Source organism: Streptomyces sp. SM11 (genome assembly GCF_002910905.1).
GTDB lineage: Bacteria > Actinomycetota > Actinomycetes > Streptomycetales > Streptomycetaceae > Streptomyces.
This window is the reverse complement of record NZ_NEUE01000042.1, coordinates 18882-45758: the sequence shown is the minus strand read 5'-3', so window position 1 is coordinate 45758 and position 26877 is coordinate 18882. Positions and strand designations below refer to the sequence as shown.

Genomic DNA, 26877 nt, shown 5'->3' with positions numbered 1-26877 from the left:
CGACGTGGACCGCGTCACGGCGGCGGCGCGGGCCGTCCTGGGTGTACCGGCATTCACGGAGGCGTTCGGCCGGGGCGGCCGGGAGAGCGCCGAGGACGCGGTGCGCGAGGCGCGGGCGCTGCTGGGCCGGCTCGCGCCTCCGCATACCTGACATCCCGACCCTCCCCGCACACGGGTACGCACCTGAAGACGCGCACCGACACGTACCTGATACAGAGCCGTGCGGTGCTCGAAGCACGCCCGTGACCGGCCCGAAGCGGCGTTCCCGGAGGCTGTCGGTGTACCCGATCCCCGGTGTACGCGACCGTCAGGAGACCTGTGCCGTGCTGAGCCCACCGGAGGCCGCAGCGCCTGCCACGGACGCGACGCCCGCCCCCGGGCCCGCTCCCACCGGGCACGCCACCCGCCGCCTTTCCGCCTGCTGGCTCGCCTCCGCAGCGGTTCTCTGGGCCGCGGCGATGGCGCTGCACGCGTGGATCCCGAACGCGGGCGTCAACGCGGGCAGCCTCTTCCAGACTCTGCTGCCCTGGGCGGGCCTCGGCGTGCCGTTCCTGCTCGTGCTCGCCGCTGTGCTCAGGTCCCGGCTCGCCGCCGTGGCGGTTCTCGCGCCCGCCGTCGTGTGGGTCACGCTCTTCGGCGGAGCCCTCACCGACAAGCGCTCCGCCGGCGACGGTGACCTGACGGTGGTCAGCCACAACGTGGACGAGGGGAACGCCGACCCGGCCGGCACCGCGCGCGCACTCGCCAAGGCGGGCGCGGACGTGCTGGCGCTCGAAGAGCTGTCCGACGCGTCGGCGGCCGTGTACACGCGCGAACTGGCCGCCGCCTACCCGCACCACGCGGTGATCGGCGGGGTCGGTATCTGGAGCAGGCACCCGCTGGCGGACGTGAAGGCGGTGCCGATCATGCCGTGGACCCGCGCGCTGCGGGCCACGGCCCGGACCCCGGACGGGCCCGTCGCCGTGTACGCGGTCCATCTGGCGTCGGTACGGGTCACGGCGGCCGGATTCACGACGGGCCGCCGCAACGCCGCGGCCCGCGAGCTGGCCGCCGCGCTCCGGGCGGAGCCCGCGCCCCGGGTCGTGGTGCTGGGCGACTTCAACGCCACGTACCGGGACGGCGCCCTGGCCCCGGTGACCTCACAGCTGCGGTCCGCGCAACGGGAGGCGGGCGACGGCCTCGGGTTCACCTGGCCCGCCGCGTTCCCGACGGTCCGCATCGACGACGTGCTGGTACGAGGGATGACCCCGCGCGCCGCCTGGACCCTGCCCGCCACCGGCAGCGACCACCTCCCCGTCGCGGCCACGCTGAGCCGGTGACGTTCCTCTCGTGGCCCCCCGGTCGCGGCCACGCTGAGCCGGTGACCGGGTCCCCCGCCCTCCCCCGACTACGATGCGAGCGACCGATCGACCGACAGATGACCTCGAACGCCCAGGTAGGCAGCGTGTCCGAAGCCCGGGGCCCGGCCCCCGTCAGCGCGGTCAGCTCGCCGAGCACCTCGCTGTGCCGGCCGAGCCGGAGGTCGACGTCGACCCGCTCCTCGACCACGCCGAGCCTCAGTTCATCGAGGCGGGTGGCCTCCGGGCTCAGCGCCGGTACGTCGGCGATCCCGCTGAACGCGGGCCCCCGCCAGAGGCCCAGCGCCTCGTCGAAGAGCCGACGCAACTGTTCGCGTTCACCGGCCGCCAGTGCCGACCGGGCCGCGCCCGCCAGATCCTCGAAGCGTGCCGCGTCCAGCTCGTCACGGCCGGCGCGCAGCAGATAGCCCCGGCCCTCCCGGGCGATGCGTCCCGGGTCCCCCAGGCGCCGCCGGAGCCGGTGGACGTAGGTCTGCGCGTTCTTGGCGGCGCTCTTCGGCTGTTCCTCGCCCCAGACCGCCTCCACCAGCGCGTCGTCGGTGACCGGCCGGCCCGGCCGGCTCAGCAGGACCGCCAGGAGCACCCGCCCTTTCGGCGTGCCCAGTTCCAGCGGCACACCGGCCCGCCACACGGTCAGCGGACCCAGTACCCCGAAGTCCACAGCCGCCCCCTGTCTCCGACGGCAACTCTAACGACCGTCCCGCTGCCGGCCGTCCCCTGTGGCGGGGCTACGGACACGGGAGCCGCGCCCGCCGGTAGAGTGCGATGCTTGTTCGATTCGCTGCGAGGTGGGGGATGGCCGGTGGGGGCACAACTGAGAAGCACCGCACAGGAGTTGGCGGACATGTTGTGGCGGGAACACACCGTGTACCGGGAGCGGTCCGGCGGGATGGTCATCCGGGGTGAGCACGTAAGGCGGTGGATCAGCCTCGCTCCGGCGGGCGGCCGGGGCGAGGTCCTCGTACGCGCGGGACGCATTCTGGACGGCGGCACCACCGCTCCGGCGCGTTCGGAGGCCGTGGTGCCCCTCTCCGCCGGCACGGGTGTGCTCGCCGCGACCTGCCGACGCCTGCTGGCCGATGCGGCGGCCGATGCGGCCGGGGCCCCTCCGGGACGGGCGGAACCGGGACGGTCCCGTGGGTCCCGTCGGCCCCGTCGGTCCGGGAAGTCCCGTCGGTCCGGGAAGTCCGTGCGGCGAGAAGGCCGGGCAAGGCACACCGGCTTCGGCTCATGGGTGGTCCTCGCCTGCGTCGCCGGTGTGATCGCCCTGTACGTCTACAGCGCCTACGGCACCGCGATGCACGGCTGAGGCGTCGCTTCCCCCGCCGAGCACGCCGCACGCGGCCCCCGCGGCTTGCGACAGCGTTCGGCCGGCCTCCGCAGGGGACCGGTGCACGGCCGGGGCCGGGGCCGCAGTCAGGCAGCGGCGCCGCCGTCGATGACCAGATCGCCGCCGATCACCGAAGCGGCATCCGACGAGGCCGGAGACAGCACGGCTGCCGCGACCTCGGCGGTCGAGGAGACCCGTCCCAGCGGCACCACGTCCTCCATCCGCGCGGCGCGGCCGGCTTCGGTCCCGCCCGGCAGCAGTGACATGGCGGTGCCCGCAGAAACGTACGCCGGGTGCTTCCAGGGGACGTGTTCAGGGGGGACTCGACAGTGCCGGGCCCCCGCCCGTCAGCACTCCCCCCGGTCCCGCCCCGCCGAGTACAGATAGCTGTCCCGGAACTGCTCCGACCCCAGCGTCCGCCCCACCATGATGACCGCCGTCCGGATCACCCCCGCCGCCTTCACCTGCTCGGCGATCGAGTCCAGCGGGCCCCGCAGGACGATCTCGTCCGGGCGGGACGCCATCGCCACCACCGCCGTCGGGCAGCCCGCCCCGTAGTGCGGGAGCAGTTCGTCGACCACCCGGTCCACGTACCTCGCCGCCAGGTGCAGCACGATCAGCGCGCCGCTGCGGCCCAGCGTCGCCAGGTCCTCGCCCTCCGGCATCGCCGTGGCGCGCTGGGCGATGCGGGTCAGGATGACCGTCTGGCCGACCGTCGGGACCGTCAGCTCCCGCTTCAGTGCCGCGGCCGCCGCCGCGAACGCGGGGACGCCGGGGACCACCTCGTACGGCACGCCCGCCTCGTCCAGACGCTTCATCTGCTCGTTCACCGCACTGAACACCGACGGGTCGCCCGAGTGCAGCCGCGCCACGTCGTGGCCGTCCTGGTGGGCCCGGACCAGCTCCGCCGTGATCTGGCCGATGTCCAGGTTCGCCGTGTCGATCAGGCGGGCGTCCTTCGGGCACTCGGCCAGCAGCTCGACCGGGACCAGGCTGCCCGCGTACAGGCAGACCGGGCTGGCGGCGAGGATCCGGGCGCCGCGCACCGTGATCAGGTCGGCCGCGCCCGGGCCCGCGCCGATGAAGTACACCGTCATGATCGATCTCCCTTGTGCGAACGTGCCTCGGAACCCGAGGGCTTGCCTACCGACCACTGCGTCACGGGCATGGCCTGGCGCCAGCCGGTGAAGCCGCCGACCGGGACGGCGTGGGCGACCGCCAGGCGGACCAGCTCGCCGCCGTGCGTCTTGTGCCGCTCGGCCAGCAGCGCCTCCGACTCCAGCGTCACCGTGTTCGCGACCAGCCGGCCCCCCGGCCGCAGCGCCTCCCAGCACGCGTCGAGCAGGCCCGGCGCGGTCAGGCCGCCACCGATGAACACCGCGTCCGGCGCTTCCAGTTCGGCCAGGGACGCGGGAGCCGGGCCCGTGACGACCGTCAGGGCGGGGACTCCCAGGCGTTCCGCGTTACGGGTGATCCGCTCGGCCCGTACCGGGTCCCGTTCCACGCTCACCGCCCGGCAGGACGGGTGGGCCCGCAGCCACTCGATCGCGATCGAGCCGGAGCCGCCGCCCACGTCCCAGAGCAGCTCACCGGGCGTGGGGGCCAGAGCCCCGAGCGTGGCCGCCCGGATGTGGCGCTTCGTGAGCTGGCCGTCGTGCTCGTACGCCTCGTCCGGCAGCCCCGGGACCGTGCCGAGCCGCAGCGCTTCCGCCGACGCCCGGCATTCGATCGCGATCACGTTCAGCCGGTCCCCCGGAGGGTGTGCCCAGCTCTGCGCGACGCCGTCGACGTGCTCCTCGTCCTCGGCGCCCAGCTGTTCCAGCACCCGCAGTCCGCTCGGTCCGAAGCCGTGGGCCGTGAGGAGCGCGGCTACCGTCGCGGGCGTGCTCGCGTCCGCGCTCAGGACCAGCAGCCGGCGGCCCTCGTACAGGGACGCCGCCAGCCGGGACGCCGGGCGGCCCACCAGCGTCACGATCTCCGTGTCCTCCAGCGGCCAGCCGAGGCGCGCGCAGGCGTACGAGACGGAGGACGGGTGCGGCAGCACGTGCAGCCCGTCCGGCCCCAGCTCCTCCGCGAGCGCCCGCCCGATTCCGTAGAACATCGGGTCCCCACTGGCCAGCACCGCGATCCTGCGCTCCCGGTGCTCGGCGAGCAGCCGGGGGACGGCCGGCCTCAGTGGGGACGGCCAGCCCACCCGGGCACCGGCGCACTCCGGCGGGAGCAGGTCCAGCTGGCGCGCCCCGCCGATCAGCACCTCGGCGTTCCGCAGCGCCTCCCGTGCCGTACCGGACAGGCCGGACCAGCCGTCCGCGCCGATCCCCACGACGGAGACGGGGCGTGCGGGCGAAACCTCATACGGGACGGGAGACACGGTCGGGACCTCGTCGTTCGAAAAGTTCACAGCGGAGGCAGGCACAACGCAGCCGAACTCTACTGAACGCCGCGTTCCGGGCCCTCCAGCGGGTGAATCCGCGAAACCTTTCGCGCGTGGTGTCGAGAATCCCGCATCCGCCCCGGCGTCCCCCGTGTAAGCGCGAAGAAGCAACGAAGTACGACCACGGAGGCGACGGTCATGAAGTATCTGGTGATGGTCCAGTGCAGCCAGGCGGACTACGAGGCGATGGCCAAGGCCTGGGACGAGAAGGCCGTGCGGGAGATGTTCGCCTTCATGGGCAAGATCAACGACGATCTCGCCGAATCGGGCGAGCTGGTCACTCTCAATCCCCTCGTCCTCCGTGGCCGACCACTGCACAGCAGAAGTGGCGACGGGTGCGGGGCGGACACGGGGGCGGGGGCGGCCGGGGCCGTCTCCGGCGCGGGGTCGGCCAGGACCCGGTCCGCGTTCGCGACGGCTTCGCGCCGGGCGGCTCCGCGGCGGTTTCGCCGCGCTGCTCGTCACGCTCGTGGGCCTGTTCCCGCCCGGCGCCCACACCGTGTCCGCGGCGCTCGTGGTGTTCCTGCTCGATGTCGTGCGCGTCCATGATCATCTCCCCTGACCGCACCGTCCTCGGCATTCCACGATCGCGGCGCGGTCCCCGGACCGTCCAGCCCGCACCCCGGCCCGGCCGGGGCACCCGGAACTGCCTCATCGGGCAGCGCGGCCGCACGGCCATCCCTCCAGGCTGCCTCCTCCTCTTACTCCTTACTCCCTTCGGCCGACAGGGAAGAGGCCATCGGCGCAGCCCCGGTCGCCGTCGTCCGCCGGGCTCGCGATGATCGGCAGCATGACCACGAGCGACAGCGGCAAGGACATCACCCTGCGGATCGCCCAGAATCCGGAGGCCGACGAGCTCCTCGGCCGCAGCCCGCTGGCCGCCCTGGTCGGCATGCTGCTGGACCAGCGCATTCACTAACGAGGGACTGGACACGTCCCAGTCTACCCCCGTCGACGTACGCCTGACAGGGCGCCGGACCGCCCAAAACTCGCAGGTCAGCGGCCCTCTGAGGCAGCGTCAGCGATCCTGCGCCGTACCGTCCTGCAAGCACTAGGGAGCCGCAGAGAGAATCGCCTCATCCAGCGACATGATCTTGCACGCAAAGAAGCGCCCAACCACGGGGGGAAGTTGGGCGCTTCTGTAGGGGTGGATTCTAGCCGCCCGCTAGGCGGGGCGGAACGTCCCGCAACTGGCAGCGTCCAGGAACGCCGCAAACTCCGAGGCCGAAAACGTCAGCACCGGTCCGCCTTGGTCCTTGCTGTCACGCACGGCACGGCCCCCAGGTAGCGCAGCCACCTCAACACAGTTGCCGTTGTTACCGGAGTAGCTTGACGTCACCCACTCCAGCGCTTCCTTCGTGATGTAGTCCTTCACGGTCTTAGTCCATTCCCTGTATGGCGTCCAGGATGAGCGCCCGGCTCTTGCTGACGTTGGCTGCCGCCATGTTGAGGCGGCGGAACAGCGTGGTGTACGTCTCCACGTCGGCCGCCTCTTCGTAGTAGACGGTGCTGGTGGGTGACTCCGTGTAGATGATGCTGGTCTCGGTAGATGCCGGGAAGCTCATGATCACGAACGGCCCGAACAAACAGGCGTTCATGGGGTCGTCCTGCGGCAACACCTGTAGCTCGATGTTCTGCTTCCGGCTGTCCTCGACCAGCGATTCAAGCTGCGCCCGCATGACCTCGGGGCTACCGACCCGGTGCCGCAGCACGCCTTCCCCAATAACTACCCACAGCTGCAACGGGTGTTCACGGGTCAGGATCTGGCGTCGCTCCGCTCGCACCTTGATCTGCGTCTCAACGTGTTCGTCGGTGGCGTCGGGAGCTTGCAGCCGGATCAGGGCGCGGGTGTAGTCCGGCGTCTGGAGAAGCCCCGGCACCAAGTTGGTCTCGACGTTGTACAGCTCGGCCGCATCCCACTCCACCGCCACGTAGGCGGCGTACGCCGAATCAACCGCGTTGGTGTAACGCGACCACCACCCCTTCTTCTTGGCTTCGCGCGACAGCTCCTCGATCTCCGCCCGCTCCGCCGGGTCGGTGACGTCGGTTGCATCCAACCAAGCGCGCAGGTCCGGCAGTCGGATGCCCGACTGGGCGTTCTCGATCCGCCCGACCTTGGATTCCGCCGATCCAAGCACCTTCGCGATGTCGGCATGGGTCAGCCCGGCCAGGCTGCGCAGTTCACGCAGTCTGCGCGCAAGCCGTCTCTGACGGATCGTCGGATTGCTGTTGATGGGCACCGAGTGCGCCCCCTCCCTCGCTACTTCCCGCAGGTCAAGTGTGCCGTCCCCGCGCTGTGGCGGCAACCGCCTCTAGTTACCACCCAAAGTGGGGACTTGACACTTTGGGTACTCCAAGATGCACAGTACCTACTGTGGCGATGCGTGACCCCGTACCCCCTGGGATGGATCACGGGCAAGCCACCCCAAGAGGCAAATAAAGGGGCATACGTGACTGTCCAGAGAACAGAGCAAGCCCGTTACCGACGTCAGCGCGCATCTGTACGTGCCGCCCGCACCGACGCACGCCGGTTAACCACCGACTGGCACCACCCCGACCTAGCCGACACCGTTGAAGCGGTCGTCTCCGAACTCGTCACCAACGCCGTGATCCACGGCACCACCGGACGTGGCAGCCAGGTCCACGTCACCTACCGGCTGCTGCCCGACCGGTTGCGCATTGAAGTCCGCGACGCAGCCAGCGGCACGCCCCGACTGATCCGGCCCGTTTCACCGAACGGCGACAATCCCGAACGCGGTCGGGGCCTGGTCGTCGTGGCCGCACTCTCTACCCGCTGGGGCGTGATCCCCCGTGTCATTGGCAAGAGCGTCTGGGCCGAAGTCCTCCTGACTCAGCCGACCACCCCAGGCGACAGGGAGGCCGAGCGGTGAGCGCCGAGCCGGCTCGGATGAAGCCCCCCATCTACGGCTACATCCGGGCTCTACCTGAACTCGACCCCGAAGAACTCCTCATGACCAGCGGACAGTTGCTGCGCTGGGCGTGGGACAACCACTTTCACCTGGCCGAGGTGTTTGTCGAGCGCCGGTGGCTCCATACCACCGCGTGGGACGAGTTGGTTGGTAGCTGCAACCGCCACGGCGTCCGTGACGTGGTCGTGCCGGACTACCGCCACCTGCACTCGCTGCCCGCCCTGTCCCACGTGATGCAGTCCGTCATTGAGGACGTCATACAGGGGCGGGTGTGGTGCGCACGGCCAGACAGGGACGTCCCGGAGTGCCAGCCACTCGACATATGCGGCGGTGAGACGACGTGACCACCGCCTACCACGTCCGCACCCTGCACGTGTCCCGGATCTACCTCGTAGCCACCGCGTCGGCCGTGTCGGTGTCGCGGGCGTTTGTCCGGGCCACCCTTGACCACTGGAAGCTGGATGACCACGCCCCGGACTGCTCGCTCGTCGTAAGCGAGCTGGTCAGTAACGCCGTCAAGGCGACCGGCTTTTACGGCCGTGACCCGAAGCCGTGGGAGGTAACGACCCACCACGTGATTGCCGTGCAGCTCCGCGCTATGGGGGATGCGCTGTACGTCGAGGTATGGGACCGCAGTCACTTGGTCCCCGTGCCTCAACCCACCGACGACACCGCCGAAGGTGGGCGCGGTCTCCATCTGGTCGAAGCCCTCGTGAAGGACTGGGGGACCTACTGGCCACCTGCGGGCGGAAAGATCGTGTGGGCCATGCTGCCGCTGCCGACGCTGCCCAGTCCGGCACTGGACGGCTCCACCCTGGTGCTCCGCATCCCAGAAGGATTCAACCCACCACCCGGCCCGACGAAGGAGCAGGCTGCTACCGCCCTGATGCAACGGGTGTTGGATGGGTTGCGGAATTTAGTGTGACCGGGCACCTCGCCCAGGTCGAACGGACCACTGCACGACGAAGCGCCGCCTTGTCCGAGGGGATGGGGGCGGCGCTTCTGTGTGTGCGGATGGGTTGGGATGGTGGCGGGGACCAAGGGGCTGGGGCCGGCGTGGGGTTGGTTGGGTGGTTCTACGGGGTCGAGAATGAAAAACACCCCGCGACCGACCAACGGACACGGGGTGTTCATCGTTGGGGGTGCGGGGTGGCTGTGTCAGAGGAGCTGGGACAGGGCGAGCGTTGCGGCGTCATCGCCAGAACGATCCGGATGCTTGAGTACCCACGCCAGCAGACCCGACAGGTAGAACTCGGCGACTTCCGTGAGGTTGTCATCGCTGTTCCGATAGCTTTGCAACAGACGACCGAGAAGTTCGGCGAGCCTGTTGAAGCCGACCGTTGTCATCTCGGTGGTCACGGATGCTGTGCCACTCGGCTTAATGTCGCGACATGCGGGAAGCAGCGCGATGGCCAGTGCGGGAGATGCAAGCGTTGCGTCGGCAAGCTCCGTCACGAGACCAATCATCGCGTCGCGAGGCTCTTGCTCCGCATCAGCTCTTTCCGTAACCGGAATGAGGGTTGATGCGTATGCGCCGATGACGACATCTTGCTTGGTCGGGAAGTAGGTGCTGATGGTTGCAGTACTTACGCCCGACTCCTTGGCGACGTCCTCGATGGTTACGCCGTACCAGCCGTGTGCATCGAACAGGACGTGCGCCGCCTCGACGGTCTGGTTAATAGAGCGCATCCGTTTCGTGCGGGCGGCGCGCTGCTGGGGGGTCAATTCTTCTGACACGCGTCTCTCCTGTGTCGTTCGGATAGGGCGCGCCAGCAACCAGCGGCTTGCTTGACGGAGCGCCCTATCCGATTAGGAGAGCGGGCAATTGCCTTGAAATGGGGCAATCTGTGTCTATTTATATCACATTTTGTTGAATAACGCAATAGTTCAAGGGTAAAGCAATGCCACCCAAGACGAATTACCGTTACCCTCTCGATCGGTAGCGATTTGATTTCTTTTCGTGTTCGATCTTTTCTTTGAGGCTGTCACCTGGATTTTCGAGAAGAATAAGACCTACCGCCATTTGGCACACTTTTTCGGTAATACGCATTACCGCCTCTTCGTCAGGATCGTAGAAGAGATTTATGAGGATTATGTCGCTAAGCGTGCGCGCCAACGGCGCAGACATACCCCAGCGCTGCGTGTTGCGAAGCGCCGATCCGAATGGGTCTACCGTTAGTACGCGAGATAGTCCCGCGGCGAGATAGAAGCCAACAGGCTCTCGCCTGATTGAGGACTGCTCGCCGTCATATCCTATTGCACTCTCGGCGGGGGGAAGCTCAAAGAATGCTTTCACCATGGCAGTTGTCAGTGCACGGTGCTCATAGCTGATTCGCGTTGCGGTGTAGACGAATCGAACCAACTCATCAGTACCGTCGTTGGGCTTATAGACGCCAGCACTCTGCGCCTCCACGATTGTATTGACGAGTGGCGAGATTAGACGTACATACGCCGCATCCAAGACGTCAAACTTAGTTGGAAAGTGGTTCGCAATCGTGGCCGCACTGACGCCTGCCGCCTCGGCGATCTGTTCAAGGGTGTAGTCACCCTGCTTCTGGTTGTCATACAAGTCGAGCGTCCCGTTGATGATCGCCTCCCTTGTCCGGCGTCGCTTCGTCTCTGCTGCCCGCTGCCTTGGTCCAAGTTCTTCATCGGTCATGCGCCTAGCGTAACCCACATAAGGTCAACCTAAAACTGGGGCCCGCCGAACGTTGGGGTTGACCAAAGGTTGGGGCGCGCCCTAGCTTGGAGGCGTCACCTCACGCCAAGCCCCGCCGGGTCCAACTGGCCTGCCCAACAAGGAAGAAGGACCAGAGCACCATGGGAACCGACCTCACCCTCGGCAGCTACGGCAACCAGCCGGAGCGCCGACCCCGTCCGACCAAGCAGCAACGAGACCTCGTGCGCCGGGCCGAACAGGACCGTGACGCCCTTCTCTACGAGGCCAAGAAGCAGGAGTTCACCGCCGCCCTGCGACTGCGCCTGACCGAAGGCGCACTGCACGACGTCACCGACGTCGTGAGTCTGGCCCGTCAACTGTCGGCCGGTGACCCCTACCTCACCCAGGAGCTGAGCAAGTTGGTCAGCGACTTCACCCGCGAGACGGCCCGGGATCTGCGCAGCTTCGGCAATGGGTTGGGGCTGTAAATGAACAGCGATCACTTCGCATTCCTCATCTTCTTGCTCCCCAGCTTCCTCTTGCTTGGCGGCTGCTATCTCTACGAGAAGTTTGAGGAAAAGAGGGATGCCAAGCGACGGTGGCAGCGAACGCAAGACGCGATCAGGGAACGCGAGATCCAAATGCGGGTCCGCAAGTACAACACCATGCACGCGATGCGCCGAGTGGCCCGTCAGCGCAACCTGCGCCAGTTTGCTGAGGACCACCACAGCCACGAAGGGAGGTAACCCGCCATGCTCCAATCCCTCTCCGAGTCCGGCCAAGCTGCGGCGGACGGCGGCGGTACGGCGCTCGTCGTGGCGCTGGTGGTGTTGTTCATCTGGCTCTACCACCGCGACAAGAACAGCACCTCGGTCCAAGCCATCCGCGCGCGGCACAAGCACGAAATAACCACCTGGCTCCGCAGCCGCCCGGCGGAAGACCGGCCAATCGTCATTGAAGTCCTCGCTGAGCTGGACGCCGAGGACGAAGCCAAGAAGAAGGACAGTAAGCACCCGTAGCGAAGCGGCCCGGCTCTCACGTACGCATCCGTGCCCAGGTAGAAGAAGGCAGCTTAGGGACGCCTAAGCCAGCGCCACTCCCACCTGGTCCACCCGTACATGGGGCCGGGCCGCTTGCTGCCCGCCACCTACCGCACGCCGGCCGCTGCCCGTAGGTCGGCCGGACTCACCCCCGTACACCTACACCCGTAAGAGGAGCGACCCCATGCGCAAGGCCCGAAGTTTTCTGTTCACGCTGCTGCTCGCAGCCTTCACGATCCGCATTCTGTGGTTGGCGGTCGAGCCGCTGATTCCGTACATCGTGGGCGCCCTGGTGGTCGTTGTGGCCATGGGGTTCATCTACTACAAGATCACCCGGTGGTAGCCACCGGTCACGCTCGACGGGTGTAAAAACTACACACCAAAAACTCATGCTGACGTGGGAAAATGAAATATGGCATGAGTTTAACTACAGCAGCACTACCCCTATTCGCTCTGGCGCTCCTCGCGGGCGTCATCTTCTTGGGACTCATGCTCATGCGCGAAACTGACACCGGCCGTGTCTCTTACCGGCTGACGTTCCCATCCGACCTGGCCACCGCCCAAGTAGTCGAGTGGATCAGGCGGGTAAGCGGCACCCTGCATACCGGGCCACGTCGGTTGGTTGGTCTGCCATCAGTGGTGTTCGAGGTGCGGGCCGACGAACGCGGCATCGTGCACCGGCTGTTGGTGCCGAAGGACCAAGAGCGGTTCATCGTGCCGCAGCTACGGACGTTGGTGCCGGGCATCACGGTGACGCCCGAAGAAGACGAGCCAGACCACGACTGGACCACGGCCGTTGAGTTGGGCCACACCAACCCAACCCGCACGCTCGATGTCCAGGGCGCCGAGACCGTGGCAAGCAGCCTGCTGACCGCCATGACCGGCCTGTCGCGTGGTGAACGACTCCTTTTTCAGTGGGTGGTGGCTCCGGCTGTCCGGCAGCGCCAACCGCCCCAGGGGCGCGAGGTAGTCAGCACGCATTACAGCGTCACAGGCCAACTGCTCGGCGGCACCAGGACGGCCGGACGTGACGAGATCGCCGACCGACGGGCCAAGCTCAGTGAACCGAACTTCATCGGGGTGCTGCGGTTGGCGGCCAAGGGCCATAACAAGCGTCACGCCCTCGGATTGCTGACGCCCATCCGTAATGCCCTGCGGAGCGTTGGCGGGCCGTACAACGGCTTCAAGAAGCGTCTGGTGACATCGCGCGGTGCGATGAAACGGACCGTTCAGGCACAGAGCTTGGTGGTCTATCCGGCGCAGGTGGCAGCGTCGGAGCTTGCCAGTCTGCTCGCCTGGCCGGTAGGCGGGCTGCATATCGCGGGCATCCCCCGGGCTCGCACTCGCCAACTACCCGCCACCGCCGCCATTCCCCAAAGCGGCGTTATTCTTGCCCGCTCGACGTTTCCCGGCAACGAACGGCCGTTGGCGCTTGGTCGGGTGGAATCAGCGCAGCACATGCAGATCGTTGGCCCGACAGGTTCAGGTAAGACGGCTCTGCTGAGTAACATAATTGTTCAGGCGATGCAGGCTGGCCGCGGAGTGGTGCTGATCGAATCAAAGGGCGACCTGTACAAGGCTGTCCTCGACCGCGTGCCAAGACACCGCGTTCAAGATGTCGTGTTGCTCGACGTAACCGACACCAATTTTCCGGTCGGCTTCAACATCCTGCGTGGCAATCCGTACGTGGTCGCCTCGGACATCCAGCGCCTGTTTGACCACCTGTACCCACAAGACGCACGCGGCGTCCGGGTGCGCCAAGGTTTTTACCACCTGATCCTGACCCTGCTTATGAGCCAGGGCGCATCCTCGCCCATGACGTTTGCCGACATTGGGCCGCTGGCGGTTCCCAGGGCCGACCAGGCCGAGTTTTCAGACCGGCTTATCCGGGGTGTTTCACACGTCGAAGAACTGGCCGGATGGTGGCAGGACATCACCAACATGCCGCGAGCCCAAAGAGACGTTTACTTCCAGCCGATCATGGACCGGGTCTGGCAGCTCAACAACCGCCGGGCGGTGCGAAACATCATCGGGCAGAGCAACAGCACCATGGATCTGCGGGCGCTGCTGCGGGGCAACAAAATTGTGCTCGTCAACACGGGACGTGCCACTCAAGGAAAAGACACGGCCGGTCTGGTTGGAAGCCTGCTTCTTAACCAACTGTGGAGCGAAGTACAGAGCGGCGCGACCAACCCGCTCGACCCCACCACGCTTGTTCTAGATGAATTCCAGGACTTCACCGGCCTGCCCATCCCGGCAGATGACATGTTCGCCCAGGCGCGCAGTTTGGGTCTGGCCATGACGGTAGCTCACCAGCACATCGGACAACTGACGCGCGACCTCCAGGAATCGACCAAGAATAACGCCCGTACAACCGTGGTGTTCCAAACCAGTGCCGACGAGGCCGGACACTTTGCCCGGCAGTTTGGCCGCTCGGTCACGGCCGACGATTTCCTGAATCTGGGGCGTTTTGAAGTCCTGATGCGGATTGCCACCAGCGAGGGCGTCAGTAGCCCGGTCACCGGTAAAACGCTGCCACCAGTAGAACCGACCGGATACACCGACGAGGTACTACGGATTTCCCGTACGACCTACGCCCGGCCGGTGGCCGACGTAGAAGCCGAGATCAAGCAGCGGCGCGGCGGATCGCAGCAACCGACACCCCGAACCAACCGGCCTCGCTTTGGCGGGCCGAGGGGCGGCGCATAAAGCGCCATGGCCTAGGCCAACCCCCTAGGCCAACCCTAGGTCAGCCCTAGGCGTACGCCCACCCTGCCGTGCCCCGTGACCAGGGGCGATGCCACCCCACCCACCATGACTACCTAGAGAGGAGACCTCATATGGAACTAACCCACCGAGACCATGAAGTCCTAAAGTTGGTTGGCACCTTTGGCCAGCTGGCTTCGACGCACCTACGGGAGCTTGTTTTTGCGGATAGATCGCACAGTGTGCCGGACGTTGTTCTTCGTCGATTGACGCTTCTTAGCTACCTTTCCATTGTGGGCAGGCGCGCCAGCGGCGGCAAAGGTGGCGCGGGTGCTCACGTGTACAAGCTGGGGCGGTTTGGTCGGTCGCTCATTGGGACGGCTCGAATCGCCTCGCCCAACGTCAATGCTCACGCCCTCATGGTCGCCGACACCTACCTAGAACTAAAGCGGGCGGAAGTCGCCGGGATACTTCGAGTACTGGACTGGGAGGTAGAAAAGCCCGTGCCGCCGAATGTGCGGGCGGACTTGTTTGCAGCGGTTGAGTATCCCGCCCAGGGACGCGTAAGCCAGTACTACCTAGAGATAGACCGGCAGACCGAAGCCCCCAAACGTATCCGCGAAAAGGTGGCGGGCTACTGGCGGGCGGTTGAATCCAGCACCGCCGACTACTTTCCGTTTGTGGTGTTCGTGGTCGGCCACGAGGCGCGTAGGCGTGAACTGGTGCGGGTGTTTCAAGGACTGCCGGACGAGCAGCAAGAGATGGTGCGGGTATATCTACTGGCGGAGCTAATTCCCGCACTTCTCGCCCTGTAAATACCGTTGCCTTTTCTACACCGCTAACAGGGGTGGAATGTATTGAATAACAGGGGTGGAATTGGTATAATAAAGACATAAAGTAAGAGCCCAGCTTGCGGCAGGACTCCTACAGGTTTCGGCTAATGTTAGTAGCCAAAACCATTGCTATTATTAGCACTTCCTGTCGCATAGGTCAAGGAGGTGCATTTTAATTTAGAACACGACAACCACTAGAACACAGCAGCATAGCCAGCACGGCTAATAACTAGGTAAACGTAAGCACGCGCCGAGAAGCTCAACCACCCAGGAGTGTTGGTTGGTTTCCTCGTGGCGCACTGGAGACTAAAAGGAATGAGTATACAGCATACATCTAACGAAACACCGCATCGGGGTATGACCCCACAGTTACAGCAAGCCATTAGGCAGCTATGGGGCACCCATACACCAACCACCAAACTTGACCGGATCGTCAGTCTTACTGTTGACCGTAGAGGATTTGGTCCATGCGCCACCCTGCACGACATACACGGTTACGGCATATCGTTTGCCGAGCGGAACACGTCAGAGCGGGATATCTACACGATGCTGTATAACCTCCTAACCCGCGACGAAGTGACAGCGCTATATAGGGACAACGTTGTTGTAATGCCTTTCGACGCACCCATAACTGAGCACGCTGTAAAGGGGGTGGCATGAACCACCCCGACCAACAGCCCTGTACCCGTGAAGACCTGCGGGCGGTTGTCCTCGTAGAAAGTAGTTGGGGTGTCACCAGTAGCGGCACGGTTGACGTTGCCGACTACTACGGCGAGGGCGGCGGCGACACGGAATACATTGACTACTACTGGTGCGATTACTGTGACATGACCTTTGAACCCGAACACGGCGCACAGTGGCCACGTGAACAAGGTGCGTGGAAAGCCGCCCTTGCCCATCTAGAACAACCGGGCACAGCAGCATGACCCGCTACAAACGCATTGACGGCCACCTGGTCGACACCCACAGCGGGGTAATCGTCACCGAGCTGCCGCCCGCCCGTGCCACCACCAGGCGCACGACCTCCCCGCGCCGTCGTGTCCGCAAGAGTCCGCGCGTCCAACTCCAGTACGACGTAGCCATTGCGGCCGGTGTCGTGCTGGGCTGCTGGTTGCCGTTCGTGCTGGGGCGGTAGGACGGAGGAACGGGCGCACCACGTCGAGGGTGCACGGGCGGGATGGTCACGGCGACTTACTGCCCGTGGCCGGCGTGCGGTGGGTCGGCTCGTTCTAGGGGTAGCCGCAGGGGCGTGGTCTGGCGCCCATCAGCGCGGACTGAACCGCTGGCAGTCCAGGCACGGGTGATTACAGGTATCAGGGGACGGCGTGACACCGGATGGATAGACCGCCTGACCTACGCGCAGGCCGTGCGGAATGTCCGAGGCTCCCCCTAGCTGAAACGCTGTTCCAGGCACCCACCAGAGTCGGGATAGGTGGTTGAGGTGGGTTGCGAGAGCGACCAGCGGCTGATGTGCCCGCGTTGCCTGGAAGCACATGAGCCTCTCTGTGCCTTTGACAGGCCAAGGAATGCACTTCCCGGTGAGCGGGTCGCACCACATGAAGTGACCAAGGTCAGCGATCGTGACGAACTTGGGCCACTCCTCGGGAGGACGCCCTTGACACCAGCCTTCAATCCAACCGGTCACTGTCTCTACATTTGCCGACCTGGAGCTGTAGGCGAATACGCCGCCTGAAGTCGGCACAAACTCTGTCTGCCCAGTACTAATAGTGAATCGAAGGTGGTGGATATCAGCCTGTCGGCGACGAGGCGCTGTCTGGACGTCCGCAATCGACTGCATCGCGGTACTTAGAACTGTACCGCCAAGGACGCTCTTGACCTCGACTACGGTATGGACAGCCGAAGGGTCGACGTATACCCGGTTGTCATCCCTAAGAATCCGGTGGGGTTCTACCCTAGGATCAGCAAAAACCACATCCTGTTGGCGGAACCATTGCCCGGTGCTGGAATCCTCAATACCGGCGCGTTTGTAGATCGTGGCGTGTCTCCGGATGTGCTTTCCGATCACGGTCCGGGCCGCATACTCGCGCTCGTTTCCCTTATCTGTCGGGTGTCTCAGTGTCGATGTTTCCTTGAACGTTTGATCCAAGAAAATGGCATCTCGAATGAAAGCGTCAAGGACATCTAGCCCTACATTCATGCAGCTCCCGTCTAGGTCAAAGGCTTCCGCGCGAAACATCATTGACTTACGCAACTAAATATGAGATAAATAGAAGTGGTGAATGTATTTCACCTCACACCGTTCGCCTGCAACAGGTTGAACCCGCCGCACCACGGTTCTGGTGTTCCTTGTTGAAGGAGAACGTTGTGAGCATCAAGAACATGATTCTTGGCATCTTGGCGGCCGGACTCTCGGGAGCTGCGATCGGACATGTGGTCATAGGTCCCGATCCGACCTCTGGCCAATCGGTTGCACAGATCCTCGGCATGTTCGCTGTGCTCGTCTTGGGTGTCGCAGTCGCGACGACCAAGAGGTAACGACCTCGTCACAACACCCCTGACCCTGGAGTTTCATGCTCCAGGGTCGCGTACTGTCACGACCAATCTGAGAGGGTCTCAGTTACTGCTGAGTAGCAAGGGAAGCAACGTGACCAATCCTACGCCCAACCCGACCAGCGGGCCATGGTGGAGGCAGCACATGAGTGCAATTATTACGGGAATCTGCGCCATCATCGCTGCAATTATTACCTTCTTCGGAGTCATAGCTCCGTTATTTCTCGATGATGACTCCAAGCCTTCAGCTGCAGCCTCGCCCTCGCAGACACCAGATTCTTCCGCCTCGCCGTCTGAGGCGCTGTCGTCGCCCCCTTCGACCAGTGAACCTACCGATAGCCTGCCAGAGAACGACGGTGATGATTCGCCTAATCCGTCTATCAGTGCCGCTCAAACAAAGCGGTATCTATCCGAGATGGATGACGACAGAATTTCACATGGGTCACTCCCCGAAGGAAGCGTAAACCTCGCTGGAGAAAACTACACTAACAGCATCTATACGCGGATCGGGGGATGCGAAAGGGATAGGGAAAGGAGTATCACCTATGCGCTAAAAGGTGAGTGGCGAGAGTTCAACACAACCCTCGGGCTAACTTCCGACACAGATCAAGATGCCGTAGTCTACTTCCGCATCTATGTTGACGGTACTCAAGTTGGCGAACAGTACCGCACAAATAAGTTTAAAGTTGCGGAACCTGATCCTATCGACGTCTCGGGTGCGATTGAGTTGACACTCAATATGGTCTTCGCCGAGGGAGACATGGGCTTGTGTAGCAATGCTGGGTATGCGGCATGGGGAAATGCCGAGTTGAGCAAGTAGCTGCAAAACCCGTGTAAACACCTCAATTGAGCGACACGAGCATTAAGGAGTCGTGGGTGGGATTACAACACAGCTTTGTGACGTAGCGCCTTGAACACCGCACCTACCAGCCATGGCCGGCGTACGTGTGGTGAGCGTGTTCTACGCGGCGGTTCGATGTTCGCAGAGTCCTGGCAACTCCGCCGACTGGCCGCTTTCTAAGCCCCACAAGCCTGCGTCACGGGTGGAACGGGTTAGACGCCGTCTTTCACGTTGGCGGCGCTCACAGCGTGCTGTACGTGGTCACAGGACCATGCGGAACACGTAGAGAGTCGCTGGCACATATCGCTCCAGAACAGAGGCGCATCGACAACCGCAACCAACGCGATGCGTCGGGCGATGCGACAACCGATCCGAACATCAGACGACGGAGCTGGAGGCCGGATCGCGCAGTGCAAGCGCACAGAACAGCCGGAACGGGTGTTTCTTGCCTGTCTCGGCGGCGCGGACTGCCATACGTACCGTGGCGTCCTGGTGGCGCCAAGCCGCCTTGAACACAGCTCCAAGGTTGCTGGCTGGCACGGTTAGGCGCTTGCCTACCTCTTGAACCAGTCGCTCTACCTTGCGCAGCTTCTTGAGGAAGTCGAGGGTACGTTCCCAGCACTTTTTGGCCGTGACAGTGGCGAACCAACGGCTCGGCTTCTCTTTGGTGTGGGCGACCTCGACCAGATCAAGTAAATCTTGCAGGTGTCCCCTGCGAATGAGTGCCTTGAACTTGTTGCGGTACATCTTGTTGTCAATCAGGTCATCGATGACCTGTGGTATTTCCTGCGTTGCTTCTATAGAAGAAACGCTGCTTGAGCTTTCGTTTCTTCTATAGAAGTTCCGACGCTCTAACGTTGCTCCAATGCGTTCAGCCATGCTGTATCTCCTTACCCCCAGTTTCGGGCAACACAAAACCGTCCCCGTGCGGGGGTCACTATGTTGATTTGAAACGGCTCGGCGTACCTGTGTGGTGGCAAGGGTTCTTAAGCAAAAGACAAGGACCCTCTTTCGAGGGTCCTATGCGCCTAAATCATGTGCTACTTCAATAGTAAACAATGCGAACACAATAGTCAATACTTTTTTGTGCCGAAATTTAAGCAGGCAAGAAAACCCCCGAATCCGATCGGCTAGCAAATAAATCTTTTGCACATGATTTAAACGCTAGCTTGCATCCAAGTATAATCGGAATTCAACGGTTTTGCAACTAAAACAAAAACCACCCCTGTCATGCATGGGTGGCTCGTTGGTCGTGGCTGACAGCGCGTTACGCCAGTCTGCTTTCCAGTCGGCTTACGCGTCCCTCTACCTCGTTCAGTGATTCGCCTACGGCGTTCTGAACTTCGTTGAACCGCGTCTCCAGATCGTCAAACCGCTTGTCCAGCTTCGATTCTAGGTTTTGCAGGTCGCTCTTTAGCTCGGTCTTCATCTCGCGTAGGTCGTCCTTAGTCGCAAGATGCGACATGTTCTGCGACACGGTCGCTTCAATAAATTGCTTTAGGTCGGTCAGTAATTCGTCATTCGTCATATTGATCTCTATTATGATCTCTTTCAATAAAAAATCAAGCGGCGGTTCCCTGCTGGGCGAAGTAGTGGCGTAGCGCCTCGGTGACAACCTGGTAGTCCTTCACTTCCCGCTCGACGGCCGTGCGCTTGACCTGTTTAACCATGGCCGCGGGCAGGTGCGTTGTGTATTTGACCGTTAGCGGTTTTGTAGGCTCCCCGGCAAGTTGGGTTGCTGGGTTGTGTACTTGTGGGCTTGCTGGTTTATGCATGGCATCCTCCTTATCGGGTTGTGTTTGGTTGATGAGCTCGACCTACGGTGCTGGCCGGCTGGTTGCCTCTGGGGCCTTCTAGGATGCGCTCGGCGAGGCGTATCCAGGTCGGTTCAGTGGTGAGCTGGTGGTGTCGTGGATCGAGACCCAACACCCCGGTTACGAAGGTTCGGGCGTGCTGCCCTATTGGGGCTGTGGCGTTTGATTGATGCTGCTTGGTCATTTCCGTTTCTCTCCACTTTCTATTGTATGCGTTAGTGCGCATTATTGCAATAGTTATAGTGCAGAATATCGTGCACTATATTTCGCACTATAAATCGCACGTGTGCGAAAGTGCACGCGAATTAATGTGCACCTTATCGTGCGGACAGTATTGCGCGTTAATGCGCACTCGTGTTAATTTGAAAGCAGGAGAACAAATGAATACATGGCCAAAAAGATAGCAATCGCCATTCACAAAGGCGGGGTAGGGAAGACCACCACCGCCAAGAACCTTGCCGCTGCGCTTGCTCAGACCGGGCGCCGCACGCTGCTGGTGGATATGGACGAACAAGCCAACGCCACCAAGGGACTGGGCGTAGACCCGTCGGCGCTACCGGTCACGCTGAACAGCTTGTTCGGTAACCCCAACATCGAGCCCACATCGGCCTTGCTGGCCACTGACGTAGACGGCCTGCACCTGATCGCAGGACACCCCGACCTGTCACGCACCGAGACGGGGATGACGCTGCAACGTGCCGATCCAACCGCCCCCGATCCGATCGGATCACTCAAGGGGCTACTGGCGACGCTGGAGCACCTGTATGACTTCGTCATCCTGGACACGCCGCCGTCACTGAACTACATGACCATCAACGCGTTGGCCGCAGCGGATGAGCTGGTGATCCCAGCCGCCGCCAGCGCCTACACCGAGGACGGCCTAGCGCGGACCATCGAGGCGTACGAGCGTGCCAAAGCCACCTACAACCCAGCCCTACGGCTCCGGGGCATCTTGGTGACGCGGTTCAAGCGCACCAACGCATCGTCGGCAGTGCACGAGGGGATAGGGGGCGCGTACAGCGGCCTTGTGATCCCGCAGATCATCATGGAGTCCACCGCCGTAGATGAAGCCGAGCAACTAAACCAACCCGTGGTGCTGTATGACCCCAGCAGCCCGGCAGCAGTGGGGTATAAGCGGGTCGCGGAGATACTGATCAATGGCTAAGGACTTCAAGAAGCAACGACAGACAACCGAAAGAGCGACCGTCCCGCGGTTCGCCATCCCCCAGGTTGATCCCGAGGCACCCAAGCCCGCGCCGGCCGCATCCGTAGAACCAGCGCGACCACCGTTGCCGACTTCGGCCGCAGTGCCCGAGCCACCATCGGACAGCCCGACCACCGATGAACCGGACGACCAGGCACCGACCGAGCGGCCACCTCTACACCTAACCGTCGTCGACAGCACCGAGACCCCGCAGTCACGCGGCACCCAGATGCGCCCATCACGTCACAAGCAGCTGCGAGACCTGGCGTACATCGAAGACCGCAAGTTCTGGCTGATCCTGGACGACGCGTTAGAGCTGTACGTCACCAAGAAGTATGGCAAGCAGTACAAGAAGAAGTAACCACTCGTCAGGCCACCAACCACGTGGAACCATGCCGTCATGAAGAAGGAGTTCAAGTGGGCTGACGACAGCTCGGAGTCTGACGGTGTCGACCTGTCTAGGGTGGGCGCTGCACTCCAGCGGTTTGACCGCCTCCACCCCACAAAGCAGCTGTCGGGTCTTGAGAGCATCGCCGGGGGATTGAGTAGGCGGATAGCTGAGTCGTCTGGACTGAACGCCCTAGCTCAGGATGTGTCGCGCTGGGCAAACGATTACGTTAGAGAGCAGCTCCAGGGCGTCTTCGCCTCGATTGACTCGCTGGCAGATCGGATCTACCCCGAGAATATGCGCGAGTCCAAGCCCACCCTGGACCAGTTGGAACAGCTCCTTCTTGAGGAAGGCATCCCGCTCATGTGGGTGCCTGGTCCCAAGGTTGTGCGTGCACTGTTGGATGCCCCGGACGCTGCCACTCGTCGCGACATCATTGGCGAGCGGTGGCAGGAGATCGTCGGCGATTGTGAGGCCGTCGCCAGCACCGTAGACCACCCGGACCTACTGGAAGCGCGCGACTTCGCCATTGACTGTGTGGCCGCGCTGAGGGCAGGACACGCAAAGCCTGCGCAGGCACTCGCAGCGAACCTGCTCGATAGCCTCATGAGTGCTCACTTTAAGGATGATCTCAAGGGCAAGCTCACATCCCACAAGAAGACGCCCAAGTTTGATCTAAATGGCTACGGGATGCGAATCGCTTTCACGTTCGCTCCAGTGTGGCGCGCGCATGCCACATTCAAAGCTTCGGACAGGGACACGATCCCGAGCTTCTTTGTCAGACACGCCAGCGTGCACGGCGTCTCGCGTGTGCAGTATTCGCGGATCAATGCAATCTACGCCCTCATGCTGGCTACGTCGGTGATGAGGTTCCTAGACATCGAGTTGGAGAGGTAGGGCAACGTATATATGTAACGTCGCACAATAAACATTTTGCGACGCTAATGTATTGACATTCTCTAGTGTTGTGTGCAATAAATTAAAGTATGAACTTTCCGGAACTTAGTGCACTGCTTCCAATCGCAACAAGAGACAACCTCATAGGGTTCTGGCTTGCAGCGATCGAATACCGGAAGACGCATCAAGTTTCTGATTATAATCTGGCGCACTATGTCTTTGTCGCAACACTTGAAGTAGGCGGGAGGGAACCTTGGTACGACATTGAGTTAGATCAACTCTGTTCGGAATTTGGCGCGCTTGAAGCTCCCGGTTGGCCGCCTGGATGGCCTGACGACCAATCCATCGAGCCGGAGGATTATGTCGATAGTCTATGGACTCGTCTTGAGGAAATGGTCAAGAAAATTTCTGTGAAATAGAAAAGCGGACAGTTTAGGGACATGTCCAGGTCTTTGTTCTAGGACCAGAGCGGAACGTACTCGCTCACGCGCTTGTTCTTGCCGTAATCGTCGTTGAGCACGATGGCGCCGCCCTCGCTGTCCGGCAGACGCCAGAAGTTGATGAAGACACCGTCGTTGGAAACGACGTGACCGTGACCGGGGCCCTTCGGGTCCCAGCCGCTGCCGCCGTAGTAGATGTCGACCCGGTCGACACGACCCGTCTGACCACGCTCGATGCGAGCATCCTTGCCGTCGAACGTTCCCTGCTCGACGGAGGCCCCGGTGTTGACTCGATCGCCGCCGTCAACCGGCTGACGACCGCGCCCCCTTGGGGCACAGCACGTGCACGTATAACCGTGAAGAGGTTCCGTCACTAGGAATCATCTCCTTCTCGCACGTTTTTCCATGCGGGATAGGATTGATACTCGATAAACGAGTAAATCGGGAATTGCCCCCGATCTGTTTCTAATTTAAAACATTCTTTACATAATGTAAACATTATTTCGTTGCGGAATAAACAACATACTCCAATAACGGAGGTCGGCAAAAGAAAGAATCCCCTGCCCCAGCAACTTGAAAGAGTTGCCAGGACAGGGGTGTTCCACCTCTACCGGGAGCGGTGGTAGGAGGCGGAAGAATGGGTGTTACCCGTTGCCGTTACTGCCCATGCGGGTACCGGGGGTGCGGCCACGTGTGCCGCGTGCTTCCTTCAGTACCTCGCTCATGTTCGGTGCCAGCTTGTTGAAGTCCGTCAGACGCATCGCGATGTCTCGCTTGGTCTTGTCCGGCATGGTGACTTCCAGCATGACCAGGTCGCCGATCTCCTTGAACTGGTCGACTTCGGCGGTCATGACGTCCAGCACCTTGGGCTGGTCTATCTCGGGGTGCTGGCGCACCACCACCTGGACGAAGTCCCCTTCGTCTCCGACCTGACCATTCAGGTCGGACTTTTTCATGCTCACGATGGCCATTTCTGCTCCACTCTGGCGGATTGTTTGGTTGGCCGCATATTTGTTCACTACGGGCCTTATCTATTTACTCATGCAGCGCGTCGTCTGCATATGGTGGGATTGACCACGTTGTAAAATTATGAACTATTCGCCTGGGGATTTGCTGTATAATTGGTTGTAGAGAAACCCCCCATGACAGCACCCCACCCAAAAACCCCAGAACCAACCAAGCACCAGCCGGCCCGTAGGTCGGAGTCACCTACCGTGGACGCTGAGGTAAAGAAATGGGCCGCAGCCCAAGCAGCCAAGCTGCCTGCACTACGGCCCGAACAACTAAAGCGGATTGGCGCCGTTATTGGCGCGGCACCACTTGCAGACGGTCAGGGTTGAATCGGTTCGCACCTTTCTGTGCGGGCAGTAGGATTATTGCCTCGAAGTTCTCGCCCACGATGGCGTGACGCTGCTCGATCTCTAGGTCGGGCCATTCCTTCTCTATGTCCGCCACCGTTGGCCCCGCCGTCTTACGGATGTAGGTTGCCCGCTCTTTGAGGAGCCGCGATATCTCCGCTTCGGCCCTGCGGATCTCTGGCCAGATGTGCGTACCCATGTCGGGGTTTTCTTTGAACTGGGCCAGCAAGTTAGCTTTGGTGGTCTCGTACTTCGCCAGATCATCCGCCCCCGACCATGGGGATACTTCTACCGGTATCTGCTGGGCGGCCAGCCGAGCAAAGATGAGCGCGGTTATGTGCCTGTCTATCGCCGGACCCGCACCCGTCACCTTGTAGCAGCTGTCACAGACGTACTCGTAGCCGTTCTTGGCCTTGGCGTTGCCGCGCATCTTTCCAGCGCAGTTGCCGCACCGAAGATGCCCAGAACACATGTATTTCAGCCTGCCAACAGAAACACCAGCGCCCGGACGGTCGGGGTTGGTCAACAGGTCGACAACCGCACGCCAGACTTTCTCGTCTACGAGCGCCTCGTGTTGCCCCTTGACCGGCTGTCCTTCTTTGTCGCGGGCGCAGCGTTCGTGGAGCGGCAGATCTTCCGGCCCATGCACGCGCCAGCCGACCAGGCGCGGCGAAAGGATCATGTTGCGGAAGGTCGTCCGCACCCAATAGTTCCCCTTGGGTGTACGGACGCCTGCTTTCTTCCACTCACCAAGGAGCGTGTGGACGAGCTTGCCACTAAGCAGATCATTGACCGCCTTGGTGACGAGTTCCTTTTCTACCGGGTCAGCCGTCCGTTTGTCGTCCTGCCATCCAAACGGGCGGGCGCCACCAACCGGGATGCCCTCGCGCGCCATGGCTCGATGAATGTTCTTGACCCGGCGGGATGTTGCCGCAGATTGCTTGCCCGCCATGGTCACCATGACCCGCGCCATGTCGCGGCCGTTTTCGGTCAGCAGGTCCAACGTGCCCGTGATGTCGATGATCGGCCGGTGGAAGTACTCCACCGTTTCAATCGCGTCTTCCAGGTGCCGGTTGTCGCGCGTCAAGCGGTCGACGTCGTACACGATGGAGCCGTCGATCTCGGTATGCGGGGTGTACCCGCCAACCGGAGTGAAGTAGGCCGTCTCTGTCCGACCTTTACGAAGGTCGCTCAGCATCCCCTCGAACACCGGCCGGACGACGCGGTACACATAGGTACCGTCCGCTTGCCGGATGCGCTTCTTCTTCCAGGCGGAGGTGTGCGGTTCGTCGTACGTGCCTATGTAGATGCCGCCGCGCGACTCGATGTAGTCACGGCAAAGCTGCTCTTGCTCTTCGCGGTTGTTGATGTCCGAACCGTTCATTGGAACGTCGGGGCGTTCACGATCTGGGTTGATCTCGAAAGACAGCCGAACCAATCCGGCGACTCGAAGGCCGGTCAGGTCGCCCCTGCGGGCACGTTCCAGGATGTTCGGTTGTGACTGCACTGCGTGATCTCCTGTTACTCAGTGTAACATTGATCACCTCGTTAGCAAATGTTCTGAGACCAACAGGTGCCGATGGAGTGGGCGTTCACGGGCCCGTACACCCTCGCGGAACGGATGGGCTCCGACGACCTGGACGCGGGGCGGATCGCCGCCTACGACCCGGACGCCTTCACCGAGCTGTTCACCGCCAAACCCGCCCTGCACCGCTACCCCGGTTCCATGGCCCAGCGGGTGCAGCAGCTGTGCCAGTTCCTGGTGGCGGAGTACGACGGCGACGCGAGCGCGGTGTGGCGGACCGCCGCGACCGGCGATGGGCTGCTGGAACGCCTCAACGCACTGCCCGGCTTCGGCGACCAGAAGGCCCGGATCTTCCTGGCGCTGCTCGGCAAGCAGTTCGGCGTACGGCCGACGGGGTGGCGGGAGGCGGCGGGCCCGTACGGGGAGGCCGGATCCCGCCGGTCGGTCGCCGACATCACGGGCCCGGAGTCGCTCGTCGAGGTGCGCGCGTACAAACAGGAGGCCAAGGCGGCGGCGAAGGCGGCCCAAGCAGCCAAGAAGCCCGGCAGTTCGCGGAAGAGCAGCTCGCGGAAGAAGTGACGCGCCCTTGCACCACCGGAACCGGCCGAT

The 26877-nt window shown here is 62.8% G+C and carries 33 protein-coding genes and 4 pseudogenes; 22 read left to right on the top strand and 15 right to left on the bottom strand.

Annotated elements, in window-relative coordinates:
- Positions 1-323 precede the first annotated feature (323 nt).
- The gene (locus B9S58_RS38670) at positions 324-1319 is read left to right on the top strand and encodes an endonuclease/exonuclease/phosphatase family protein (RefSeq protein WP_258044163.1); all 996 of its coding nucleotides are present in this window, start codon (positions 324-326) and stop codon (positions 1317-1319) included.
- A 151-nt stretch (positions 1320-1470) separates the two neighbouring features.
- Here B9S58_RS38670 and B9S58_RS38665 read toward each other — a convergent pair.
- Positions 1471-1974 (bottom strand): annotated as a pseudogene (locus B9S58_RS38665) (BTAD domain-containing putative transcriptional regulator); the annotation flags it as partial.
- A gap of 228 nt (positions 1975-2202) precedes the next feature.
- Between B9S58_RS38665 and B9S58_RS02845 the strand changes: the two are divergent.
- A complete protein-coding gene (locus tag B9S58_RS02845) occupies positions 2203-2667 on the top strand; it encodes a hypothetical protein (RefSeq protein WP_103530565.1) in 465 nt (154 codons plus the stop codon).
- A 107-nt stretch (positions 2668-2774) separates the two neighbouring features.
- On the opposite strand, the pseudogene B9S58_RS02840 reads toward B9S58_RS02845, so the two are convergent.
- The 3 genes and pseudogenes from B9S58_RS02840 to cbiE form a co-directional block, all read right to left on the bottom strand.
- A pseudogene (locus tag B9S58_RS02840) lies at positions 2775-2966 on the bottom strand (short-chain dehydrogenase); the annotation flags it as partial.
- A gap of 69 nt (positions 2967-3035) precedes the next feature.
- Positions 3036-3785, bottom strand: a complete 750-nt coding sequence (gene cobM / locus B9S58_RS02835; protein WP_103530564.1) for a precorrin-4 C(11)-methyltransferase — start codon at positions 3783-3785, stop codon at positions 3036-3038.
- Entirely contained in the window at positions 3782-5059 is a 1278-nt protein-coding gene (cbiE, locus tag B9S58_RS02830) for a precorrin-6y C5,15-methyltransferase (decarboxylating) subunit CbiE (protein WP_103530568.1), read from the bottom strand. The genes cobM and cbiE overlap by 4 nt, the downstream gene beginning before the upstream one ends.
- A 201-nt stretch (positions 5060-5260) precedes the next feature.
- Between cbiE and B9S58_RS40135 the strand changes: the two genes are divergently transcribed.
- Together B9S58_RS40135 and B9S58_RS02825 are read left to right on the top strand one after the other, a co-directional pair.
- A complete protein-coding gene (locus B9S58_RS40135) occupies positions 5261-5671 on the top strand; it encodes a hypothetical protein (protein WP_374935650.1) in 411 nt (136 codons plus the stop codon).
- 241 nt (positions 5672-5912) lie between these two features.
- Positions 5913-6035, top strand: a pseudogene (locus B9S58_RS02825) (Fe-S cluster assembly protein HesB); the annotation flags it as partial.
- A 252-nt stretch (positions 6036-6287) separates the two neighbouring features.
- On the opposite strand, the gene B9S58_RS02820 reads toward B9S58_RS02825, so the two are convergent.
- Both B9S58_RS02820 and B9S58_RS02815 read right to left on the bottom strand, forming a co-directional pair.
- On the bottom strand, positions 6288-6497 hold the full coding sequence (locus B9S58_RS02820) for a DUF397 domain-containing protein (RefSeq protein WP_103530563.1): 210 nt from the start codon (positions 6495-6497) through the stop codon (positions 6288-6290).
- 4 nt (positions 6498-6501) lie between these two features.
- Positions 6502-7362, bottom strand: coding sequence for a helix-turn-helix transcriptional regulator (locus tag B9S58_RS02815; RefSeq protein ID WP_103530562.1), 861 nt, complete (start codon positions 7360-7362; stop codon positions 6502-6504).
- A gap of 210 nt (positions 7363-7572) precedes the next feature.
- Between B9S58_RS02815 and B9S58_RS02810 the strand changes: the two genes are divergently transcribed.
- From B9S58_RS02810 to B9S58_RS02800, 3 genes are read left to right on the top strand one after another with little or no spacing between them, the layout of a single operon-like run.
- Positions 7573-8013, top strand: a complete 441-nt coding sequence (locus B9S58_RS02810) for an ATP-binding protein (RefSeq protein WP_103530561.1) — start codon at positions 7573-7575, stop codon at positions 8011-8013.
- Entirely contained in the window at positions 8010-8396 is a 387-nt protein-coding gene (locus tag B9S58_RS02805; protein ID WP_103530560.1) for a hypothetical protein, read from the top strand. Before B9S58_RS02810 ends, B9S58_RS02805 begins: the two co-directional genes overlap by 4 nt.
- A complete protein-coding gene (locus B9S58_RS02800) occupies positions 8393-8977 on the top strand; it encodes an ATP-binding protein (protein WP_258044162.1) in 585 nt (194 codons plus the stop codon). Before B9S58_RS02805 ends, B9S58_RS02800 begins: the two co-directional genes overlap by 4 nt.
- 233 nt (positions 8978-9210) lie before the next feature.
- On the opposite strand, the gene B9S58_RS02795 is transcribed toward B9S58_RS02800, so the two are convergent.
- Both B9S58_RS02795 and B9S58_RS02790 read right to left on the bottom strand, forming a co-directional pair.
- A complete protein-coding gene (locus tag B9S58_RS02795) occupies positions 9211-9789 on the bottom strand; it encodes a TetR/AcrR family transcriptional regulator (RefSeq protein WP_103530559.1) in 579 nt (192 codons plus the stop codon).
- Positions 9790-9976: 187 nt separating this feature from the next.
- Positions 9977-10711: a TetR/AcrR family transcriptional regulator gene (locus B9S58_RS02790; RefSeq protein WP_103530558.1), complete on the bottom strand. Its 735-nt coding sequence runs from the start codon at positions 10709-10711 to the stop codon at positions 9977-9979.
- A 161-nt stretch (positions 10712-10872) separates the two neighbouring features.
- Here B9S58_RS02790 and B9S58_RS02785 point away from each other — a divergent pair, with 161 nt between their 5' ends.
- From B9S58_RS02785 to B9S58_RS02760, 8 genes are all read left to right on the top strand, one after another.
- The gene (locus B9S58_RS02785; RefSeq protein ID WP_103530557.1) at positions 10873-11199 is read left to right on the top strand and encodes a hypothetical protein; all 327 of its coding nucleotides are present in this window, start codon (positions 10873-10875) and stop codon (positions 11197-11199) included.
- A complete protein-coding gene (locus B9S58_RS02780) occupies positions 11200-11457 on the top strand; it encodes a hypothetical protein (protein ID WP_103530556.1) in 258 nt (85 codons plus the stop codon).
- A 6-nt stretch (positions 11458-11463) separates the two neighbouring features.
- Complete coding sequence (locus B9S58_RS02775) at positions 11464-11730, top strand: hypothetical protein (RefSeq protein WP_103530555.1); 267 nt, start codon at positions 11464-11466, stop codon at positions 11728-11730.
- A gap of 205 nt (positions 11731-11935) precedes the next feature.
- Positions 11936-12094, top strand: a complete 159-nt coding sequence (locus B9S58_RS37760) for a hypothetical protein (protein ID WP_181009164.1) — start codon at positions 11936-11938, stop codon at positions 12092-12094.
- Between the two features lie 152 nt (positions 12095-12246).
- Positions 12247-14460: a type IV secretory system conjugative DNA transfer family protein gene (locus B9S58_RS02770; protein ID WP_181009163.1), complete on the top strand. Its 2214-nt coding sequence runs from the start codon at positions 12247-12249 to the stop codon at positions 14458-14460.
- 131 nt (positions 14461-14591) lie between these two features.
- A complete protein-coding gene (locus B9S58_RS02765) occupies positions 14592-15272 on the top strand; it encodes a replication-relaxation family protein (RefSeq protein ID WP_103530553.1) in 681 nt (226 codons plus the stop codon).
- Between the two features lie 674 nt (positions 15273-15946).
- Positions 15947-16216, top strand: coding sequence for a hypothetical protein (locus B9S58_RS37430; RefSeq protein WP_146063452.1), 270 nt, complete (start codon positions 15947-15949; stop codon positions 16214-16216).
- Entirely contained in the window at positions 16213-16425 is a 213-nt protein-coding gene (locus tag B9S58_RS02760; protein WP_103530552.1) for a hypothetical protein, read from the top strand. Before B9S58_RS37430 ends, B9S58_RS02760 begins: the two co-directional genes overlap by 4 nt.
- 129 nt (positions 16426-16554) lie before the next feature.
- Here the strand turns inward: B9S58_RS02760 and B9S58_RS40130 are convergent, their stop codons facing one another.
- Positions 16555-17448, bottom strand: a complete 894-nt coding sequence (locus B9S58_RS40130; RefSeq protein WP_374935649.1) for a DUF6602 domain-containing protein — start codon at positions 17446-17448, stop codon at positions 16555-16557.
- A 167-nt stretch (positions 17449-17615) separates the two neighbouring features.
- Here B9S58_RS40130 and B9S58_RS37755 point away from each other — a divergent pair, with 167 nt between their 5' ends.
- Together B9S58_RS37755 and B9S58_RS02755 are read left to right on the top strand one after the other, a co-directional pair.
- The gene (locus tag B9S58_RS37755; protein ID WP_181009162.1) at positions 17616-17786 is read left to right on the top strand and encodes a hypothetical protein; all 171 of its coding nucleotides are present in this window, start codon (positions 17616-17618) and stop codon (positions 17784-17786) included.
- Positions 17787-17946: 160 nt separating this feature from the next.
- A complete protein-coding gene (locus tag B9S58_RS02755; protein WP_103530551.1) occupies positions 17947-18621 on the top strand; it encodes an NPCBM/NEW2 domain-containing protein in 675 nt (224 codons plus the stop codon).
- 399 nt (positions 18622-19020) lie between these two features.
- On the opposite strand, the gene B9S58_RS37425 is transcribed toward B9S58_RS02755, so the two are convergent.
- From B9S58_RS37425 to B9S58_RS37420, 3 genes are all read right to left on the bottom strand, one after another.
- The gene (locus B9S58_RS37425) at positions 19021-19521 is read right to left on the bottom strand and encodes a hypothetical protein (protein WP_146063451.1); all 501 of its coding nucleotides are present in this window, start codon (positions 19519-19521) and stop codon (positions 19021-19023) included.
- A gap of 388 nt (positions 19522-19909) precedes the next feature.
- Complete coding sequence (locus B9S58_RS02750) at positions 19910-20170, bottom strand: hypothetical protein (RefSeq protein ID WP_146063450.1); 261 nt, start codon at positions 20168-20170, stop codon at positions 19910-19912.
- A 34-nt stretch (positions 20171-20204) separates the two neighbouring features.
- Positions 20205-20417 (bottom strand): hypothetical protein, encoded by a 213-nt coding sequence (locus tag B9S58_RS37420; protein ID WP_146063449.1) that lies wholly within the window; start codon positions 20415-20417, stop codon positions 20205-20207.
- A 427-nt stretch (positions 20418-20844) separates the two neighbouring features.
- Here B9S58_RS37420 and B9S58_RS02745 point away from each other — a divergent pair, with 427 nt between their 5' ends.
- The 4 genes from B9S58_RS02745 (at position 20845) to B9S58_RS37415 (ending at position 23364) form a co-directional block, all read left to right on the top strand.
- The gene (locus tag B9S58_RS02745; RefSeq protein WP_103530549.1) at positions 20845-21621 is read left to right on the top strand and encodes a ParA family protein; all 777 of its coding nucleotides are present in this window, start codon (positions 20845-20847) and stop codon (positions 21619-21621) included.
- 268 nt (positions 21622-21889) lie between these two features.
- On the top strand, positions 21890-22021 hold the full coding sequence (locus B9S58_RS38660) for a hypothetical protein (protein WP_258044161.1): 132 nt from the start codon (positions 21890-21892) through the stop codon (positions 22019-22021).
- Positions 22022-22060: 39 nt separating this feature from the next.
- The gene (locus B9S58_RS02740) at positions 22061-22945 is read left to right on the top strand and encodes a hypothetical protein (RefSeq protein ID WP_103530548.1); all 885 of its coding nucleotides are present in this window, start codon (positions 22061-22063) and stop codon (positions 22943-22945) included.
- Between the two features lie 89 nt (positions 22946-23034).
- Entirely contained in the window at positions 23035-23364 is a 330-nt protein-coding gene (locus tag B9S58_RS37415) for a hypothetical protein (RefSeq protein ID WP_146063448.1), read from the top strand.
- 38 nt (positions 23365-23402) lie between these two features.
- Here the strand turns inward: B9S58_RS37415 and B9S58_RS02735 are convergent, their stop codons facing one another.
- The 3 genes from B9S58_RS02735 to B9S58_RS02725 form a co-directional block, all read right to left on the bottom strand.
- On the bottom strand, positions 23403-23759 hold the full coding sequence (locus B9S58_RS02735; protein WP_103530547.1) for a hypothetical protein: 357 nt from the start codon (positions 23757-23759) through the stop codon (positions 23403-23405).
- Positions 23760-24029: 270 nt separating this feature from the next.
- Positions 24030-24356, bottom strand: coding sequence for a hypothetical protein (locus B9S58_RS02730; protein ID WP_103530546.1), 327 nt, complete (start codon positions 24354-24356; stop codon positions 24030-24032).
- A 331-nt stretch (positions 24357-24687) separates the two neighbouring features.
- Positions 24688-26250, bottom strand: coding sequence for a recombinase family protein (locus B9S58_RS02725; RefSeq protein WP_146063447.1), 1563 nt, complete (start codon positions 26248-26250; stop codon positions 24688-24690).
- Positions 26251-26307: 57 nt separating this feature from the next.
- Between B9S58_RS02725 and B9S58_RS02720 the strand changes: the two are divergent.
- Positions 26308-26847, top strand: a pseudogene (locus B9S58_RS02720) (HhH-GPD-type base excision DNA repair protein); the annotation flags it as partial.
- Between the last annotated feature and the right edge of the window lie 30 nt (positions 26848-26877).